This window comes from Sphingobium sp. TomTYG75, assembly GCF_054771635.1.
In genome coordinates this window covers 1,482,456-1,499,295 of record NZ_BSRE01000001.1, presented here as the reverse complement: position 1 = coordinate 1,499,295, position 16,840 = coordinate 1,482,456, and the positions used below count along the sequence as shown (strand labels likewise).

The window sequence follows — 16,840 nt, the reverse complement described above, 5'->3', positions numbered from 1 at the left end:
AGCCCGACCTGTCGGCAAGCGCGAGCGGTACGTTTTTTCACGCCCTTTCCTGAACTGCCGCTTGCCGCTATCGCCTGACGGTCATGCACAGCCCTAAGGAAAACGCCGCGACCCAGCCGACGCCGATGATGGCGCAATATCTGGCGTTGAAGGCTGAGGCGCAGGATTGCTTGCTATTCTACCGCATGGGCGACTTTTTCGAACTGTTCTTCGACGACGCAAAGGCTGCCGCAGCGACGCTGGACATCGCGCTTACCAGCCGGGGCGAACATGGCGGCGCGCCGATTCCCATGTGCGGCGTGCCCGTGCATAGCGCGGAAAATTATCTGGCCCGGCTGATCAAGGCGGGGCATCGGGTCGCCATCGCCGAACAGACCGAAACGCCCGCAGAGGCTAAGGCGCGCGGCAGCAAGGCGCTCGTGGCCCGCGCCATCGTGCGCTATGTCACGGCGGGCACGCTGACCGAGGAGACGCTGCTCGATTCCAGGCGCGACAACATGTTGGTGGCGCTGGCCCAGACGGGCGGCGATGGCGCGGGCGAGATCGGGATAGCCGCAGCCGACATTTCCACCGGACGGTTCGAAACGCTGACGCTGCGGACCAGCGACCTGCCTGCCGAACTGGCGCGGCTGCGGCCGAGCGAAATCGTCGTGCCCGACGGGCTCGCCCTCGATCTGCCCGAGGCGCATCCGTTCGATCGTGCGGCATTTTCCAGCAATCGGGCCGAGTCAGCGCTCAAGCGGCTGTTTGGCGTGGCTACCCTCGACGGATTCGGCCAGTTCAGCCGGGCGGAGCTGGCCGCGATGGGCGGACTGGTCTCCTATCTGGATCATGCGGGCAAGGGCACCCTGCCCTTTCTGGCGCCCCCCGTTCGCAAGGCGAGCGGCGCCCATGTGGCGATCGACGCGGCCACCCGGGAAAGTTTGGAGATCAGCGCGACGATGAGCGGCGCGCGGGCGGGCAGCCTGTTGGGGGCGGTGGATCGGACGGTCACGGGCGCAGGCGCCCGGCTGCTGGCGCAGGACCTGTCGGCGCCGTTGATGGATCAAGGGCTGATCGAGGCCCGGCTGGGTCTGGTGCAACTCCTCCATGATGACCCGCTACTACGCGACCAGTTGCGTGCCGCGTTGAGGGCTCTGCCCGACGTAGGGCGAGCACTCGGACGCATCGCCGTAGGCCGGGGCAGTCCACGCGATCTGGGACAGCTGCGCGACGGGCTCAATGAAGCGCGGATGCTGCGCGAAAGGCTGGGACGGTTGCCTGATCAGCCACCGCTGCTCCAGCAACTGCTGCCAGCCCTCGATGGCCACGGAGCATTGGTGGACAGCCTTTCGCGGGCGCTGGTGCCCAGCCCGCCGACCGAGACGGCCAATGGCGGATATATTGCCGACGGCTACGATCCGGCTCTGGATGAACTGCGGCGGATGGCAGGCGACGGACGGCGGGCGATCGCTGCACTGGAGGCAAGCTATCGCGAGCGCACCGGCATCGCGTCTCTGAAGATCCGGCACAATGGCGTACTTGGCTATCATGTCGAAGTGCCCGCACGGGCCGCCGATCCACTGATGCAACCGGACAGCGGCTTCACGCATCGCCAGACGCTGGCGGGCGTGGTGCGATTCAATTCGGTCGACCTGCATGAACAGGCGGGGCGGGTGGCGCAGGCGGGTGCCCATGCGCTGGTGGCCGAGGCCGCGCATCTGGAGGATCTTGTCGAAGCCGCCCTGGCTCGCAAGGCAGAGATCGCGCTGGCCGCTGACGCGCTGGCCCGGCTGGACGTTGCAGCAGCGCTGGCGGAACGCGCAGCCGAAGGAGGCTGGCAGCGGCCGCATTTTCTACCTCAGGAGGGCGGCGAGCCGTGCCTTGAGATCATCGGCGGCCGACATCCGGTGGTCGAGGACGCGCTGCGGAAGGAAGGGCAGCCCTTTGTCGCCAACGATTGCTGTTTGGGTGCCGAAGACCGGCTCTGGCTGGTCACCGGCCCCAATATGGGCGGCAAATCCACCTTCCTGCGACAGAATGCGCTGATCGTGATTCTTGCGCAGGCGGGCAGCTATGTCCCTGCTCAGTCGGCGACCCTGACATTGGTCGATCGGTTGTTCAGTCGCGTGGGGGCATCGGACAATCTTGCACGCGGGCGATCGACCTTCATGGTCGAAATGGTGGAGACCGCCGCGATCCTTTCGCAGGCGACGGAACGCAGCTTCGTCATCCTGGATGAAGTCGGACGCGGCACCTCCACCTATGACGGGCTGGCCCTCGCCTGGGCGGTGGTCGAAGCGGTGCATGAGGTCAACCGCTGCCGGTGTCTCTTCGCGACGCACTATCATGAACTGACGCGGCTCGCGGAGACTCTGTCGTCGCTATCGCTGCATCATGTGCGTGCCCGCGAATGGAAAGGCGATCTCATTCTGCTTCATGAGGTGGCGGAGGGACCAGCAGACCGCAGCTACGGCCTCGCCGTCGCTCGACTTGCCGGGCTGCCGCCCGCCGTTCTGAAGCGTGCCAAGGATGTGTTGACCCGACTGGAGGCTGGCCGGGCAAAGACGGGCGGCATCGCGGCGGGCCTGGACGACCTTCCGCTCTTCGCCGCCGCCGCGGCGCAGGAAGAGGAAGCGGTCGATGCCCTGCGCGCCGCGCTCGACATGATCGATGCCGATGCGCTTTCTCCCCGGGAGGCGCTGGAACAGCTTTATCGCTTGAAACAACTGGCCGCGGCCAGCAGCTGACACTAGACTGCGCCCATGGTCATGCAGTTTCCCTCCCTTGGCTCTCGCCGCTCCATCATCGACCGGCGCGCGATTTCGGACAGCATCAACGCGTTGGCGCAGGAGCATCGGGGCGATCCGGCGAAGCTGCGGGCCTTGGTGGTCCGCGAGCTGAAGACCGCGCTGGATGCCGGACGGGTCGACGTCGCAAAGCGGTTGGAGGCCAAGCCTACGCGCGGGCGCGAGGCCGTGACCGCCTTTGCGTTTCTGATCGACCAGATTCTGCGCCTGCTCTACGATGCAACGACGCATCATCTATACCCTGCCAGCAATCGCAGCACGGGTGAGCGCATTACCCTGATGGCCGTAGGCGGCTATGGCCGTGGCGAGATGGCGCCGCACAGCGACGTGGATATCGCCTTCATCACGCCATGGAAGCCCACCGGGTGGACCGAGCAGGTCATCGAATCCATGCTCTATTCGCTCTGGGACTTGGGCCTGAAGGTCGGGCATTCGAGCCGGTCGATCGATGAAACCATGCGCATGGCCAAGGCGGATCTGACCGTGCGCACGGCACTGCTCGAATCGCGTTATGTCTGGGGCGACCGGGCGCTGTACGAGGACACCGCCAAGCGATTCGATGCTGAGGTAATGCAGGGGACGGCGCGCGCTTTCGTCACCGAAAAGCTGGTGGAGCGGGACGATCGGCACAAGCGCATGGGCGATAGCCGGTATGTCGTTGAACCCAATGTCAAGGAAGGCAAAGGGGGGCTGCGCGACCTCCACACGCTGTTCTGGATTGGCAAATATGTGAATCGGGTGAAGTCCGTCGCCGAACTGGTGGACGTGGGCTTGCTGACCGATCTGGAACTGCGGCAATTCCAGAAGGCTGAGGATTTTCTTTGGGCCGTCCGATGCCATCTGCACATGATCACGGGGCGGGCGGAAGATCGCCTGACGTTCGATCTACAGCTGGAAACCGCCACGCGGATGCACTTTACGGGGCGGCAGGGCCGCTCTGGCGTGGAGCGCTTCATGCGCTATTATTTCCTGAACGCGAAAATCGTGGGCGACCTGACCGCGGTGTTCCTGGCGCATCTGGACGACCAGATGGCGGCGAAGGGGCGGCGCTATATTCCGTCCATATTCCGTCGGCCAAAGAAGCTGGACGGGTTCGTGCTCGACCGTGGTCGGCTCGCGCTGCCAAGCGACGACTTTTTCCAGCAGGACCCGGTGCGGTTGCTCGAAATCTTCGCGGTAGCCGATCGTCATGAATTGGGCATCCACCCAAGCGCCATGCGCACCGCCAGCCGGGACGCAGGTCTGATCACGGCAAAAATCCGCCGCGATGCTCGCGCCAACGCCGCTTTCATGGATGTGCTGACATCGCCCCGTGATCCGGAAACGGTGCTGCGCTGGATGAATGAATCGACGGTGTTTGGCCGGTTCATTCCCGATTTCCGCCGCGTTGTGGCGCAGATGCAGTTCGATATGTATCACCATTATACGGTGGACGAGCATACCATTCGCGCAGTCGGGCTTCTGGCCCGCGTGGAAAAGGGCGCTCTGGTGGAAGACCATCCACTGTCCACCGAGATCATGGGCAAATTGGTGTCGCGCCGGGTGCTCTATGTCGCGGTTCTGCTGCACGACATCGCGAAGGGCCGCGGCGGCGACCATAGCGTGCTTGGCGCCGAGGTTGCCGATCATCTCTGCCCGCGCCTTGGCTTGACGCCGGCCGAAACGGAAACTGTCGCCTGGCTGGTGCGCCATCACCTGCTGATGTCGGCCACGGCGTTCAAGCGTGATCTGGCCGATTACAAGACGATCCTCGATTTCGTCGAGGTGGTGCAGAGCCCCGAGCGGCTTCGCCTGCTGCTCTGCCTCACCGTCGTGGACATCCGCGCCGTGGGTCCCGGCGTGTGGAACAGCTGGAAACGGCAACTACTGGGAGACCTCTATGAGGCTGCCGAGGAAGTGCTGCGGCTTGGCCACAAGCAAAAGGGGCGTGGCGAACGCGTCACCGCCAAGCAGGAATCACTGCGCAAAGCGCTCGGCTTGTCGAAGGCCGACTTCCAGAAGCTCAGCAAGCGTCTGCCCGAATCCTACTGGATCGCCGAGCCTGAGGACATCCTGATCCACAACGCGCAGCATATCCTGGCGTCAGCCGATTCGCCGCTGTCGATTGCCGCGCAATATTATCCGCAGCGCGGCGCCACGCTTGTCACCGTCTATGCCGCTGACCATCCGGGCCTATTCTACCGGATTGCCGGAGCGATCCATCTGGCGGGCGGCAATATCATCGATGCGCGTATCCACACCACGCGCGACGGCGTCGCCATCGACAACTTCCTGGTGCAGGACCCTTTGGGCGGCGCTTTCCATAGCCCGGAACAGCTGACCCGTATCCGCAATGCGATCGAGGATTCGCTGGCGAATCGTCATCGCATGATAACGAAGCTGGAAGCGCGTCCCCTGCCCCGCACCCGCGCCGAAGCGTTCCGGATCGAGCCCAATGTGCTGATCGACAACAAGGCTTCCAATCGGTTCACGGTGATCGAGGTCAATGCACGCGATCGCCCGGCCCTGCTCTTCAGCCTTGCCAACGCGTTGTTCCAGTCGAAGGTCACCGTGCACAGCGCACATGTCGCCACCTATGGCGAACGCGCGGTCGATACATTTTATGTGACCGACCTTTTGGGCGGCAAGATCGAGAGCAAGGCGCGTATCCAGACGCTCGAGCGGCGGCTGCTTGAAGCTGCTGGCGATCAGGTCGATGAGGCTCTTGAGCAGGCCTGAGCCTAAACTATCTCCACAACGTCGCCGGCAGCCAGCAGCGGCAGCAGTTTCAACATGTCGCCACGGTCGATAGCAATACAGCCCGCCGTAGGACGCCCTTCGGACAGGTGGAGGAAGATCGCACTGCCCTGCCCTGGCACAGGCGGCGCGTCATTATGTCCCAGCACGACGATCACATCATAGGCATCATCGCCGCGCAGGAGCGATTCCGCCGAAAAGCGCCGTGGCAGATGGACCGGCCGGTTGTAGGCGGGATCGGCAGGGTCGTCGGACCAGCCATCACCTTCCCTCACCCAGCGCCATGGAAGCCGGATTGCGGCAGGCTCCACCCTTCCCGGCCGCAGCAGAACGCCCCGCAGCGGCCAGGCCCCTAGCGGCGTGCAGCCGTCTCCCTCCCGCTTATCGGTCGCCGCGCACACGCCGCCCCGGCCCAGCGTGCATGGGATGTCCAGCATGCCTAACCGCAACCGCCCGGCGGCGCTGCCCACGCGAATTGTGGTCACAGCTGGTGCCCGGTACGATCGCGCTTGGTCGCCAGATATTGTTCATTGTGCGGGTTGGCGGGCAGTATGATGGGCAGGCGTTCAGCCACCTTGATACCCGCGCCTTCAAGCCCCTCCACCTTCTTGGGATTGTTGGTGAGCAGCCGCACTTCTTCTATGCCCAGCAGCTTTAGCATGCGCGCCGCGACCGAGAAATCACGCGCGTCGATGGCAAAGCCAAGGCGGACATTGGCATCGACGGTATCGAACCCCTGATCCTGCAAGGCATAGGCCCGTAATTTGTTGATGAGGCCGATCCCGCGCCCCTCCTGCCGCAGATAAAGCAACACGCCCCAACGTGAGTCCGCGATCCGGTGCAGCGCCTCATGCAATTGAGGCCCGCAATCGCATTTGAGGCTGCCCAGCACGTCCCCAGTCAGGCATTCGCTGTGCAGCCTGATGACCGGCGGCGAGGAATCCCGCGTCCCGACGATCAGGGCGACATGCTCTCGGGGCTCGTCCGGACTGCGAAAAGCGATGATCTCGGCGGTCTCGCAGGCTGACACCGGCAGCCGCGCGCGCGTCGCTATGGCAAGATGAGCGGCGTCATCATAAGCGTCGATGTCATCGGCACTGACCTCGGCCTCGCTCTCTCCCTCCGATCCCAAAAAGAAAGCAGGCAGGATACCCGCCAGCCGGGCGAGCTTGAGCGTCGCCTTTGCCGCCAGCGGCGCGGCAAGGGGTTTGGCCGCAAACGGTCCCTTCAGCGGTGATGAGAGGTCCAGTACCGGGTCAGCGATCGCGGTAGCAACATCGCCATCGATCCAGGGCGCGCGGGCGATCAGCACGGGCATGTCGGGATCAGCCGCTGCCAGTTGGTTGGCGAGCTTCAATGTCTCGCCCCGGGCTGCTGCTATCAATATGTCCGCTTTGCCCGCAGGATCGAAAGTCTTCAGCGTCACCGCATCCGCGCCCTCAACCGCCATGACGCGTATGGCGCCGTCAGTCGCACGAACGGTAACCGCCCAACCACGGCGCAGAGCGTCAATCGCGCGGGCGGCGGCGCGCCCGTTCATGGCAGACGGTCCATCAGAAGGCGAACTCCGTGATGATCGGGACATGATCCGATGGCTTGGTCCAGCTGCGCGCCGGTTCGACAACACGGTGCCCGATGGCCTTTGCCGCGACATCCTGCGTCATCCACATATGATCCAGCCGCCGCCCACGATCCGATTCCGCCCAATCCCGCGCGCGATAGCTCCACCAGGTATAAAGCCGCTCCGGAGCAGGAAAGAATTGGCGGCCGATATCGATCCAATTGTTCGATTCCTGCAACCGGGCCAGCAGTTCGCATTCGGTTGCCGTATGGCTGACGACATTGAGCAGCTGCTTATGGCTCCACACATCGCATTCCATAGGCGCGATATTGAAGTCGCCAGTGAGGATCGTCGGCTTGTCTTCAAGCTGGGAGGACCATTCGATCATGCGCTCAATGAAATCGAGCTTCTGACCGAACTTCGGATTGACTGTCCGGTCGGGAATATCGCCTCCGGCAGGGACATAGACATTTTCTATCCGCACGCCGTTGTCCAAACGGACGCCGACATGACGCGCTTCGCCATTGGCCTGCCAATCGAGCCGGTCATCCTCATGAATGGGCACTTTACTCATGATCGCCACGCCATGATGCATGCGCTGGCCATTCAGCACCTGATGAACATAGCCCAGACGCCTGAACATGTCGGTGGGGAATATGTCATTCACCACCTTCGTCTCCTGAAGGCAAAGAAGGTCAGGCGCCTCTTCGGTCAGGAAACGTTCGACGATGTCGATCCGGGCGCGGACGCTGTTGATGTTCCAGGATGCGATGCTCAGTGTTTTCGGCATGCTGATCCCCTAAGGGCCTGCGAACGGCTTCGCAAGCTTGGCTCTGCGCCGACCTGCCGCTGGCAAAGTAAGACCCCCGCTCCGGGGGCATGGAACGGGGGTCTCGATCGCGCCCTTGAAGCGCTTTGCGGCGGGAGCTGCGTTCCGAGTAACAGGGGGGAAATCCCGGACTTCGTCTCGCGCCGTGGAGTTCTTATTAGGGTTCCGGATATGAGCCGAAGATGAACAAGATTCAGGTGAGCACCATCCATCTCATGCCAGGCCCGTTTCACCCCCCGGCTACGCGACCCTTCGGGCGCGGGTCTGTCCAACGAAAGGCGGAATTCGCAACCGGGACGCCATAACGCTGGTTCGACAAGCGCACGCTAGTGCGGTTATTCTGAGAATCGAGCGCTACCCATCCGTAAAGCTGAAGACCTGCCGGCCCGGCCGGATCCCGTTCAAAGATCATCGTGATGGTGCCGAATTCCGGACGCTTGGGATCGCGTGCCTGAACGCTGATCACCTTCGGATCCCCCGTCTGGATCAGCTTGCCAAAGCGGGACAGGTCCTTTTTCGGATCGAGCAAGGCGCCCAAAGGCGAGCTGCCGATGGGCCAGCGCTGTACCTGACGGACTTCATAGTCGATCATGGTTAAGGCCTTGCCGTCGCCGACGATCAGCAGCGGTACACCCTTTTGATATTGAAACCGCACCTTGCCGGGCTGCTTGATCGTCAGTTTGCCCGTCAGGGTTTGACCGGCGCGGTCGGTCTGCACGAAATCGGCCGTCATCGTGGTGACGCCGCGAATATAGGCATTTACCCGGTCCATGCCGTCCGACGACTGCTGCGCGGCAACGCGCGCGGCTGGAACGAACAACGGTGCGGCGGCCAGGGCCAGGGCGAGTGGCGCAAACAAGCGCTTCATGCATTCTTCTCCGCTTTGTTGAGAGGTCAAGGAGTAGCGATCAGGCGTTGAACCCATTGTGAACTGATGCGTTCCTGATCTCCGAACCCTGCATGGGCCGCTTTGCAGCCGTGGGGTAGCTCGCGCGGCGAACAAAAAAGGCTGGTCCGAAGACCAGCCGGAAAGTTTTAGGAGAGGATGCCTGAAAGGCCCGCTCTTATTGAACGGCGCTGATCCTTTTCGCAAATGCATAGAGGGCCAGCTCGATTGCGTTTGACGCAACCGTCATAGCGGATTGCCATTTTCGTCGCGCAATACCTCACGTCGGCCGACATGGTTGGGAGGGCCGACCAGTCCTTCTTCTTCCATCCGCTCAATGAGGCGTGCAGCCGAATTATAGCCAACGCGGAGCTGACGTTGCAGCCAGCTGGTCGAAGCCTTCTGATTTTCAAACACCAGCTGACATGCCTTCCGGAACAGTTGCGCATCGGGGCTATCATCGCCCAAATCCACACCGTCGAGCGCGAAGCTGCCCTCCTCCGGCTCCTCGGTCACGGCCGAGATATAGTCCGGCTGCCCTTGTGCCCGCCAGTGGTCGGCGACCACGCGCACCTCGTCATCGGAAACGAAGGGGCCATGAACGCGCATCAGGCCCTTGCCGCCGTGCATGTAGAGCATGTCGCCCTTGCCCAGCAGCTGTTCGGCGCCCTGCTCACCCAGGATCGTTCGGCTGTCGATCTTCGAAGTGACGAAGAAGCTGATCCGAGTCGGAAGGTTCGCCTTGATGACGCCGGTGATGACATCAACGGATGGGCGCTGCGTGGCGAGGATCAGGTGAATACCCGCCGCGCGCGCCTTTTGCGCCAGGCGCTGGATCAGGAACTCGACTTCCTTGCCCGCCGTCATCATGAGGTCGGCCAGTTCGTCGACCACCACCACGATCTGCGGCAATGGCTGGAAGTCGAGCTGTTCTTCCTCATAGATCGGCTTGCCGGTTTCCGGGTCATAGCCCGTCTGCACCCGGCGGCCGAGTGGCTTGCCCTTGGCTTTTGCTGCCCGAACCTTCTCATTATAATTAGCGAGGTTCCGGACGGAGATGGACGCCATCATGCGATAGCGGTCCTCCATCTGCTCCACCGCCCATTTGAGGGCGCGGATCGCCTTGGCAGGCTCGGTGACGACCGGAGATAGAAGATGCGGGATGTCGTCATAGGTCGACAGTTCCAGCATCTTGGGATCGATCATGATCAGGCGCAGCTGGTCCGGCGTCATGCGGTAGAGCAGCGACAGGATCATGGCGTTAAGGCCAACCGACTTACCCGACCCGGTGGTGCCCGCAATGAGCAGGTGGGGCATCGGAGCTAAATCGGCGATGATCGGCTCGCCTGAGATATTCTTGCCCAGGATGATCGGCAGAGTCGCATCCTGCACGAACTGTTCGGAGGTTATCAGTTCGCGGAAGGAAACGCCCTCCCGGTTGGCGTTGGGCAGTTCGATGCCGATGACCGTCCGGCCGGGAATGGTCGCGACGCGGGCGGAAAGAGCCGACATGTTGCGGGCGATGTCATCGGCCAGAGCAATGACGCGGCTCGCCTTGATGCCGGGCGCGGGCTCCAGCTCGTACATGGTGACGACCGGGCCGGGTCGCACTTCGACGATGTTGCCTTTTACATGGAAGTCGTCGAGCACGGATTCGAGCAGGCGGGCGTTACGTTCCAACGCGGCCTTGTCGATCTTCTGCGCCTGACTAGCCGGGATCGGATTGAGCAGGTCGGCCGAGGGCAGCGAACTGTGGCCGAACAGGTCATCCTGCGACACTGGCGCCATCTGTCGCTGGGCGGGCGCGGGTTTCGGAGTCTGGATGGTGATCGGCGGCTTCGGCTCGTTGGACACGGCGCGGCGGGGAGCGATGACGCGTTCTGCCGCTTCGTCGTCGTCATCTTGCGCGTCGGCAGTAACGCTCCCGCCGCCCGCGAAAGCGAGGGCCGGTTTGGGAAGGCTGAGACGCGGCAAGGTGGGACGGCGCAGGGCGAGGATCGGCTTTTCCAGCGCAAGGCTGCGATACCAGGTGAAGAAACCGGCGAGCAGCATCAGCACCACGAGAATGCCGGTGATCCAGCCTTGGGCAGCTGGCGCGGCGGACGTCAGGCTGCGTACGCCGTTAGCGGTGGCCAGGCCGATGAGGCCGCCCCAGCCCGAAGGCAGATCGATCAGCGAGTCAGGCTGGAACATCGCCAGCGCGATGCCGATGAGGATGATACCGAGGAAGCATTTGCCAAACTGCCCTTTCCACCCGGTCATGTCCTGATCACCCCAAAGCCGACGGGCGGTGATTGCAAGCAGCGGAAGGACGAGCGCGACGGGCACGCCGAGCAGGGTGAAGAGGAAGGCGGAAACCCAGGCGCCGGGCCAGCCCATGATATTCTGGACCTGATTATCGGCGACGGTCATCATTGATGGATCGCTGAGGCGAAAGCTGAGCAGCGCGAGCGCCAGGAACAAGGTCGCCAGCATCAGCGCGATCGCGCTGATGAGCGCGCCGCTGCGGATGAGGCTGCGTTTCAGCATCTCGCGCCATTCCGGCGTGCGCTTGGCTCCGCGGCTGACAGCCATGGCTTTTGAATGTCCCCCAAATGTTCCGTTCCGGCACAATGCGCCGAGCGGGGAGTCCGCGTCAAGAGTCCGGCGTTTCGGCTGGTCGTGGGAAAGTCATGAAGAAAGTGGCGAGAAGAACGGATTTTGCAGGTGAATCGGAACGCTATGCGATTCCTTCATGCATTTGCGCGGCGGGCGCGGCGCGCAGGGCGATGAGGCATCCGGCGATGATCAGCGCCGCGCCCGCGAGGGTGGTGAGAGTCAGCCGCTCCCCGAAGGCGAGCCAACCGATGATCGCTGCCCAGATGAAGGCGGTATATTCGACGGGGATGAGATGCTGGGCCTCTGCCCGCGCATAGGCCCAGGCGAAGGCGGCGAGCGAGGTGAAGGCGAAGGCCGCGCAGGCGACGATGAGGAGCGCGGAATCAGGTCGGGGGAGGTCGAGGTGCAGCGGCACCAGATCAGGCGCGACCCATGCGGCGGCCGCGCACAGGCCAAAGAGGATGAGCATGACGCAGTGCTGGAAGAAGGCGACCTCGACCGGTGAGGCAAGCTGAGCCTGCTGGCGCTGGATGATGAGGTTCCAGGCGAAGAGGACCGCCGAAATCAGCACGGCGGCGGCGCCAAGCAGGGCGTCCCAATTATAGCTGTCCTGCATTCGACCCGACAGGATCACCCCGACGCCGACGAGGCCCAGCAGCGAGGCGCTGATGGCGCGCTTCCCGATCCGTTCGCCCAGGAGCAGCGCGGCGAGATAGAGGGCGATGAGCGGCGCGATGAAGGACAGCGCTATGGCTTCGGCGAGCGGCATGCGCATCAGCGCGAAGAAAAAGAGGCTGGCCATCAGCGTGACGACACAGCCGCGCAGGACATGCAGGCGCAGGGCCGCCCTGCCCGGCCAGCGATGGCGGCCCGGCAGCATGATCGCAAGGCCGAGCAGCGTTCCCGCGAGGGCGCGCCAGAACAAGGCGTTGAAGAGGCCGATGGAGAGGCTCAACCCCTTCATCGCCGCGTCCATGATGGCGAAGAGCAGGACGGCGGCACAGCAGACCGCGAAGGGGATGGCGAGGGAGCGGGGCTGGGTCATGGTCATAGCATGGGGGTGACGGTCAAGGCGCTCGGCACTTTCGAGCGGGGAAATAGAAGAAGGAAAGGGCTTCGACCGGCTCAGCCCGAACGGGGTGGGGTGGCTTGGAGGACCGTACCCTACCCATAAAGGTGACGGCGGCGAGTGTGCGGGTGGCGGGAGGCCCCCTGCCCTATTCCGCCGCCTCCGCCCGACCTGCGTCGGTCGTTTCCGCTTCGAGCTTGGCCGCTTCGATCTCCGCCGCCTTGGCTTCCACCAGCCCGACGATATGGTCGATCATACCTTCGTCCTGGATGGTGTGGTCGGTGAGGCCGGAGAGATAGACCATATGTTTTCCAGCGCCGCCGCCGGTGAGGCCGATGTCGGTCTCCCGCGCTTCGCCGGGGCCGTTGACGACGCAGCCGAGGACGGAGAGCGACAAGGGCGTGTGGATATGCTGAAGCCGTTCCTCCAGCGCCTGCACCGTGCGGATGACGTCGAAGCCCTGACGCGCGCAGCTGGGGCAGGAGATGACCTTTACCCCGCGCGTGCGGATGCCGAGGGATTTGAGGATTTCATAGCCGACGCGCACTTCCTCTTCCGGTTCGGCGGAGAGGGAGACGCGGATGGTGTCGCCGACCCCGGCCCAGAGGAGATTGCCAATGCCAATGGCGCTTTTGACGGTGCCGCCGATCAGGCCGCCCGCTTCGGTGATGCCAAGGTGGAGCGGGCAATCCACGGCTTCGGCCAGCTGCATATAGGCGGCGACGGCAAGGAAGACGTCGCTGGCCTTCACCGCGACCTTATATTCGTGGAAATCCTGATCCTGGAGCAGCTTGATATGGTCGAGCGCGCTTTCGACCAGCGCTTCCGGGCAGGGTTCGCCATATTTTTCGAGCAGGTCCTTTTCAAGGGAGCCTGCATTGACGCCGATGCGGATGGCGCAGCCATTGGACTTGGCGGCGTCGACCACTTCCTTGACGCGCGCTTCCGAGCCGATGTTGCCGGGGTTGATGCGCAGGCAAGCGGCGCCCGCGTCGGCGGCTTCGAGCGCGCGTTTATAGTGGAAATGGATGTCGGCGACGATCGGCACGCGGGCGGCGCGCACGATCTGCTTCAGCGCGGCGGTCGATTCCTCATCCGGGCAGGACACGCGGATGATGTCCACGCCCACTTCCTCGCAGCGGCGGATCTGGTCGATCGTCGCTTTGACATCGAAGGTCGGCGTGTTGGTCATCGTCTGCACGGTGACGGGCGCGCCGCCACCGACGGGCACATTGCCCACCATGATCTGGCGGCATGGGCGACGGGCGATGTCGCGCCAGGGACGCAGGCGGGGATTATGGTCGGACATGAACTAGGGGCTCCGTGCTGATGGAGCCCCTATAGTGATTCACGAGCCAAGTTAGAAGCGCGCCGTCACTGATGCGGCGATCTGGTCCGCATTGCCGCTGGTCCGGGACAGGGTGGTGACGGTGGTCGCCGCCGCAGTCCCGGCATAATAGGTTTCGGGGCGGATGATATTCGCCTTTTCCACGAAATTATGCGCGTAGCTGAGGTTGAGGCCGATGGCGGGCGAGATATTGTAGGTCGCCCCGGCCGACAGCCAGGCGCGATCGCCATCGGGCACCCGCGTCGTCAGATGCTGAGGATTGGTGGGCGAGCGATCGAACATCGTGCCCGCGCGCAAGGTGAGCGCGGGGCTAACGTCATATTCGCCGCCCAGGCTGACGCTGTAGCTGTCCTTGTAATCCAGTTCCTTGACCGAGGTGCGGCCAGCCGCCGTGATCGCGATCGATTTGAAGACCGACCAATTATACCAGCGTGCGCTGATCATGGCGCGAAGGCTGGGCGTCAGCCGATGCATGAATCCGACGGTCACGATGTCGGGCAGTTCAAGCGGCGCGGTGGCGTCGCTGCTGCCATTTTGCGGCGCCAGCAGACTTTGGAGGCCCGAAATCGTCTGCGTGCCGGTCAGATGATGGCCCATGCCAGAGCGATAGGAGATGCCGACATTCGTGTCGCCATCGGTATAGAAAAGGCCCGCATTCCAGCCCAGCGTCCAATCCTTGCCCGTCACACGAGCAAGGCCATCGGTCGTGATCAGGGGCGAAAGTTGCGGCAGGGCGTTGGTCAGCGTAACCTTCACATATTGGACGTCCACGCCGCCGCCGATGGAGAAATGATCGTCGAGCTTATAGGCGGCGGACGCCTGGACATTATAAGCCTTAAGGTCGGTGTGGAGCGATTCATAGCGACCAAAGAAGCCTGGGTCATAATCCAGCTTCAGGCCGAAGGGGGCGTTGACGCCCGCCCCGAGCCACAGCCGGTCGGTGACCTGACCAGTGACATAGAAGCTGGGCACGGGAATGACCTTGTCAAACGGATTGCCGCCCGAATTGCCGGTGATCGGCACGGTGACACCCGGAAAACCCGGCACGGTGCGATCGCTGCCCTGGTTCGATTGCTGAGCGGTGGCGAAAAGCGCCACGGCGCCAGCGGACAATTGCACGCCGGGAAGTTCGGTGATCGCGGCAGGATTGAAATAGATGGCCGACGGATCATCCGCCGCCGCACCGGCACCCGAAAGCGCCCTGCCCGTTTCCTTGGGCGATTGTTCCTGAAGATAGAAGCCGCCGGCGAGCGCGGGCATGGGAAGCGCCAGAAAGCCCGCAGACAGGAAAGTGGTGGCAATGCGGCGGCTTGAAAACATGCAATTCCCCTTTGAAATCCCGTTGCGGCGTCGGGCACGCATTATCATCCCGCGCTATGGCAGCGATATGGTTAATTTCCGGTTCGGGCAGCCTGTGCGCCAGGCGAAAAAAAAGCCGCCCCGAAGGACGGCTTGGAAAGTTTTAGGAGAGGATGCCTGAAAGGCCCGTCCTCTTTGCGGGCCGACGCTTTCTTTCGCAACTGCGAAAGACAAGTATACGGTTGCGTTTATTGCAACTGTCAACATTTGGGGCGATTTCCGTAGCGGAAATGGAGAAGGCGGTCGGTGAAGATTTGGGAGGGATCGGCTGTGGCGATCCGACTCAAGCGTAGAAATCGAGCACCGATTCGGACAAATGGCGGAAAAGATCGGCCCGCAGGCGAACGAGGCCCTGCTGATTCGTCGATTCGATTCTGGCCACCAGTTCCGCCTGGGTGTTGGATGCGCGCAGCAGCCACCAGCCGTCTTCGGTTGTCACACGGGCGCCGTCGATAGCGTTGACGCTCGCGCCTTCCGCCCGCAAGTGCGAAACTATCTCTGCGACGATCGCGAATTTTTGGTCTTCCTCCACCGGGAACCGCAATTCGGGCGTGTTTACCAGCAGCGGCAGCGCGTCGTGAAGGGCGGTCACGCTCTGGCCGAGGCGGCTGACCAGCCGGATCAGGCGCACGGCGGCATAGAGGCCATCATCAAAGCCGTAATAATCGTCGGCGAAGACGATGTGGCCGGTCATTTCGCCGCCTAATGGGCTGCCGATTTCCTTCATCTTCGATTTGATGAGGCTGTGGCCGGTTTTCCACATCAGCGGGGTGCCGCCCAGCGCCGTGACGCGATCGAACAGCGCCTGACTGGATTTCACGTCGGCGACGATGGTGGCGCCAGGCCGGTCGATCAGCACGGGTTCTACAAACAGGGATAGCAGCTGATCGCCCCAGATGGTGCGGCCCTGCCCATCGACCACGCCGATGCGGTCGCCGTCCCCGTCAAAGGCCAGTCCGAAATGGAGGTTGTTGGCGAGGACAAGGGCGCGCAGGTCGTGCAAATTCGCCTCGATCGTCGGGTCGGGGTGATGATGGGGAAAATTGCCGTCTATTTCGGTGAAAAGCGTGTGATGCTCACCCGGGAGCAGTTGGACGAGCTTGTCCACGACCGGACCGGCGGCGCCATTGCCCGCGTCCCAGCCGATGCGGCAGGGGGCACCGTCGAATCCTTCCATCAGGCGGGCGACATAGCGGTCCATGATGTCGATGGTGGCACAGCCCCCGCTGCCCTGTTCCCAATCGCCAGCGGCTGCGATTTCGCCCAGCCGGCTGATGTCCGTGCCAAAAAAGGCTTCATGCGCAAGTACCAGCTTGAAGCCATTGTGATCGGCGGGATTATGGCTGCCGGTTATCTGGATGCCGCCATGAACATCGAGCGTCGCTTCGGCATAATAGAGCATTGGCGTGGGGCCGATGCCGATGCGCAGGGCGTTGGTGCCGCTGTCGGCAAGGCCATCGACCACGGCCGATTCCAGCATCGGTGAGCTGAGTCGGCCGTCATAGCCGACCGCGACCGATGATCCCCCTTTGCGCCTGACGATCGTGCCGAAGCTGCGGCCCAGCGCGTAGGCGTCTTCCTCTCCCAAGGTTTTGCCGACGATGCCGCGCATGTCATATTCGCGCAGCAGCGAGGGATGGAAGCGGTGGGCCATGGGCTCTGTTC

Annotated in this window: 11 protein-coding genes; 2 read left to right on the top strand and 9 right to left on the bottom strand. The window is 63.1% G+C overall.

Annotated elements, in window-relative coordinates; translation table 11 throughout:
• Window positions 1-83 precede the first annotated feature (83 nt).
• Together mutS and ACYU81_RS07585 are read left to right on the top strand one after the other, a co-directional pair.
• Window positions 84-2,729, top strand: a complete 2,646-nt coding sequence (gene mutS / locus ACYU81_RS07590; RefSeq protein ID WP_460987075.1) for a DNA mismatch repair protein MutS — start codon at window positions 84-86, stop codon at window positions 2,727-2,729.
• 15 nt (window positions 2,730-2,744) lie between these two features.
• The gene (locus tag ACYU81_RS07585) at window positions 2,745-5,507 is read left to right on the top strand and encodes a [protein-PII] uridylyltransferase (protein ID WP_460987074.1); all 2,763 of its coding nucleotides are present in this window, start codon (window positions 2,745-2,747) and stop codon (window positions 5,505-5,507) included.
• Window positions 5,508-5,509: 2 nt separating this feature from the next.
• Here the strand turns inward: ACYU81_RS07585 and ACYU81_RS07580 are convergent, their stop codons facing one another.
• The 9 genes from ACYU81_RS07580 to pgmG all read right to left on the bottom strand — a co-directional run bounded on the left by ACYU81_RS07580 (window position 5,510) and on the right by pgmG (window position 16,829).
• The gene (locus tag ACYU81_RS07580) at window positions 5,510-6,010 is read right to left on the bottom strand and encodes a L,D-transpeptidase family protein (RefSeq protein WP_449474552.1); all 501 of its coding nucleotides are present in this window, start codon (window positions 6,008-6,010) and stop codon (window positions 5,510-5,512) included.
• Window positions 6,007-7,065, bottom strand: a complete 1,059-nt coding sequence (gene ribA, locus ACYU81_RS07575; protein ID WP_449474551.1) for a GTP cyclohydrolase II — start codon at window positions 7,063-7,065, stop codon at window positions 6,007-6,009. The genes ACYU81_RS07580 and ribA overlap by 4 nt, the downstream gene beginning before the upstream one ends.
• Window positions 7,066-7,078: 13 nt before the next feature.
• Complete coding sequence (locus ACYU81_RS07570; protein WP_449474550.1) at window positions 7,079-7,876, bottom strand: exodeoxyribonuclease III; 798 nt, start codon at window positions 7,874-7,876, stop codon at window positions 7,079-7,081.
• Between the two features lie 268 nt (window positions 7,877-8,144).
• Window positions 8,145-8,783 (bottom strand): LolA family protein, encoded by a 639-nt coding sequence (locus ACYU81_RS07565; protein WP_460987073.1) that lies wholly within the window; start codon window positions 8,781-8,783, stop codon window positions 8,145-8,147.
• Window positions 8,784-9,047: 264 nt separating this feature from the next.
• The gene (locus ACYU81_RS07560) at window positions 9,048-11,375 is read right to left on the bottom strand and encodes an FtsK/SpoIIIE family DNA translocase (protein ID WP_460987072.1); all 2,328 of its coding nucleotides are present in this window, start codon (window positions 11,373-11,375) and stop codon (window positions 9,048-9,050) included.
• 145 nt (window positions 11,376-11,520) lie between these two features.
• Window positions 11,521-12,444 (bottom strand): DMT family transporter, encoded by a 924-nt coding sequence (locus tag ACYU81_RS07555; RefSeq protein WP_460988134.1) that lies wholly within the window; start codon window positions 12,442-12,444, stop codon window positions 11,521-11,523.
• Window positions 12,445-12,616: 172 nt separating this feature from the next.
• On the bottom strand, window positions 12,617-13,777 hold the full coding sequence (gene ispG / locus ACYU81_RS07550) for a flavodoxin-dependent (E)-4-hydroxy-3-methylbut-2-enyl-diphosphate synthase (RefSeq protein WP_460987071.1): 1,161 nt from the start codon (window positions 13,775-13,777) through the stop codon (window positions 12,617-12,619).
• 51 nt (window positions 13,778-13,828) lie between these two features.
• Entirely contained in the window at window positions 13,829-15,136 is a 1,308-nt protein-coding gene (locus ACYU81_RS07545) for an OmpP1/FadL family transporter (RefSeq protein ID WP_460987070.1), read from the bottom strand.
• A gap of 322 nt (window positions 15,137-15,458) precedes the next feature.
• Entirely contained in the window at window positions 15,459-16,829 is a 1,371-nt protein-coding gene (gene pgmG, locus ACYU81_RS07540) for a phosphoglucomutase/phosphomannomutase PgmG (RefSeq protein ID WP_460987069.1), read from the bottom strand.
• Window positions 16,830-16,840: the final 11 nt, after the last annotated feature.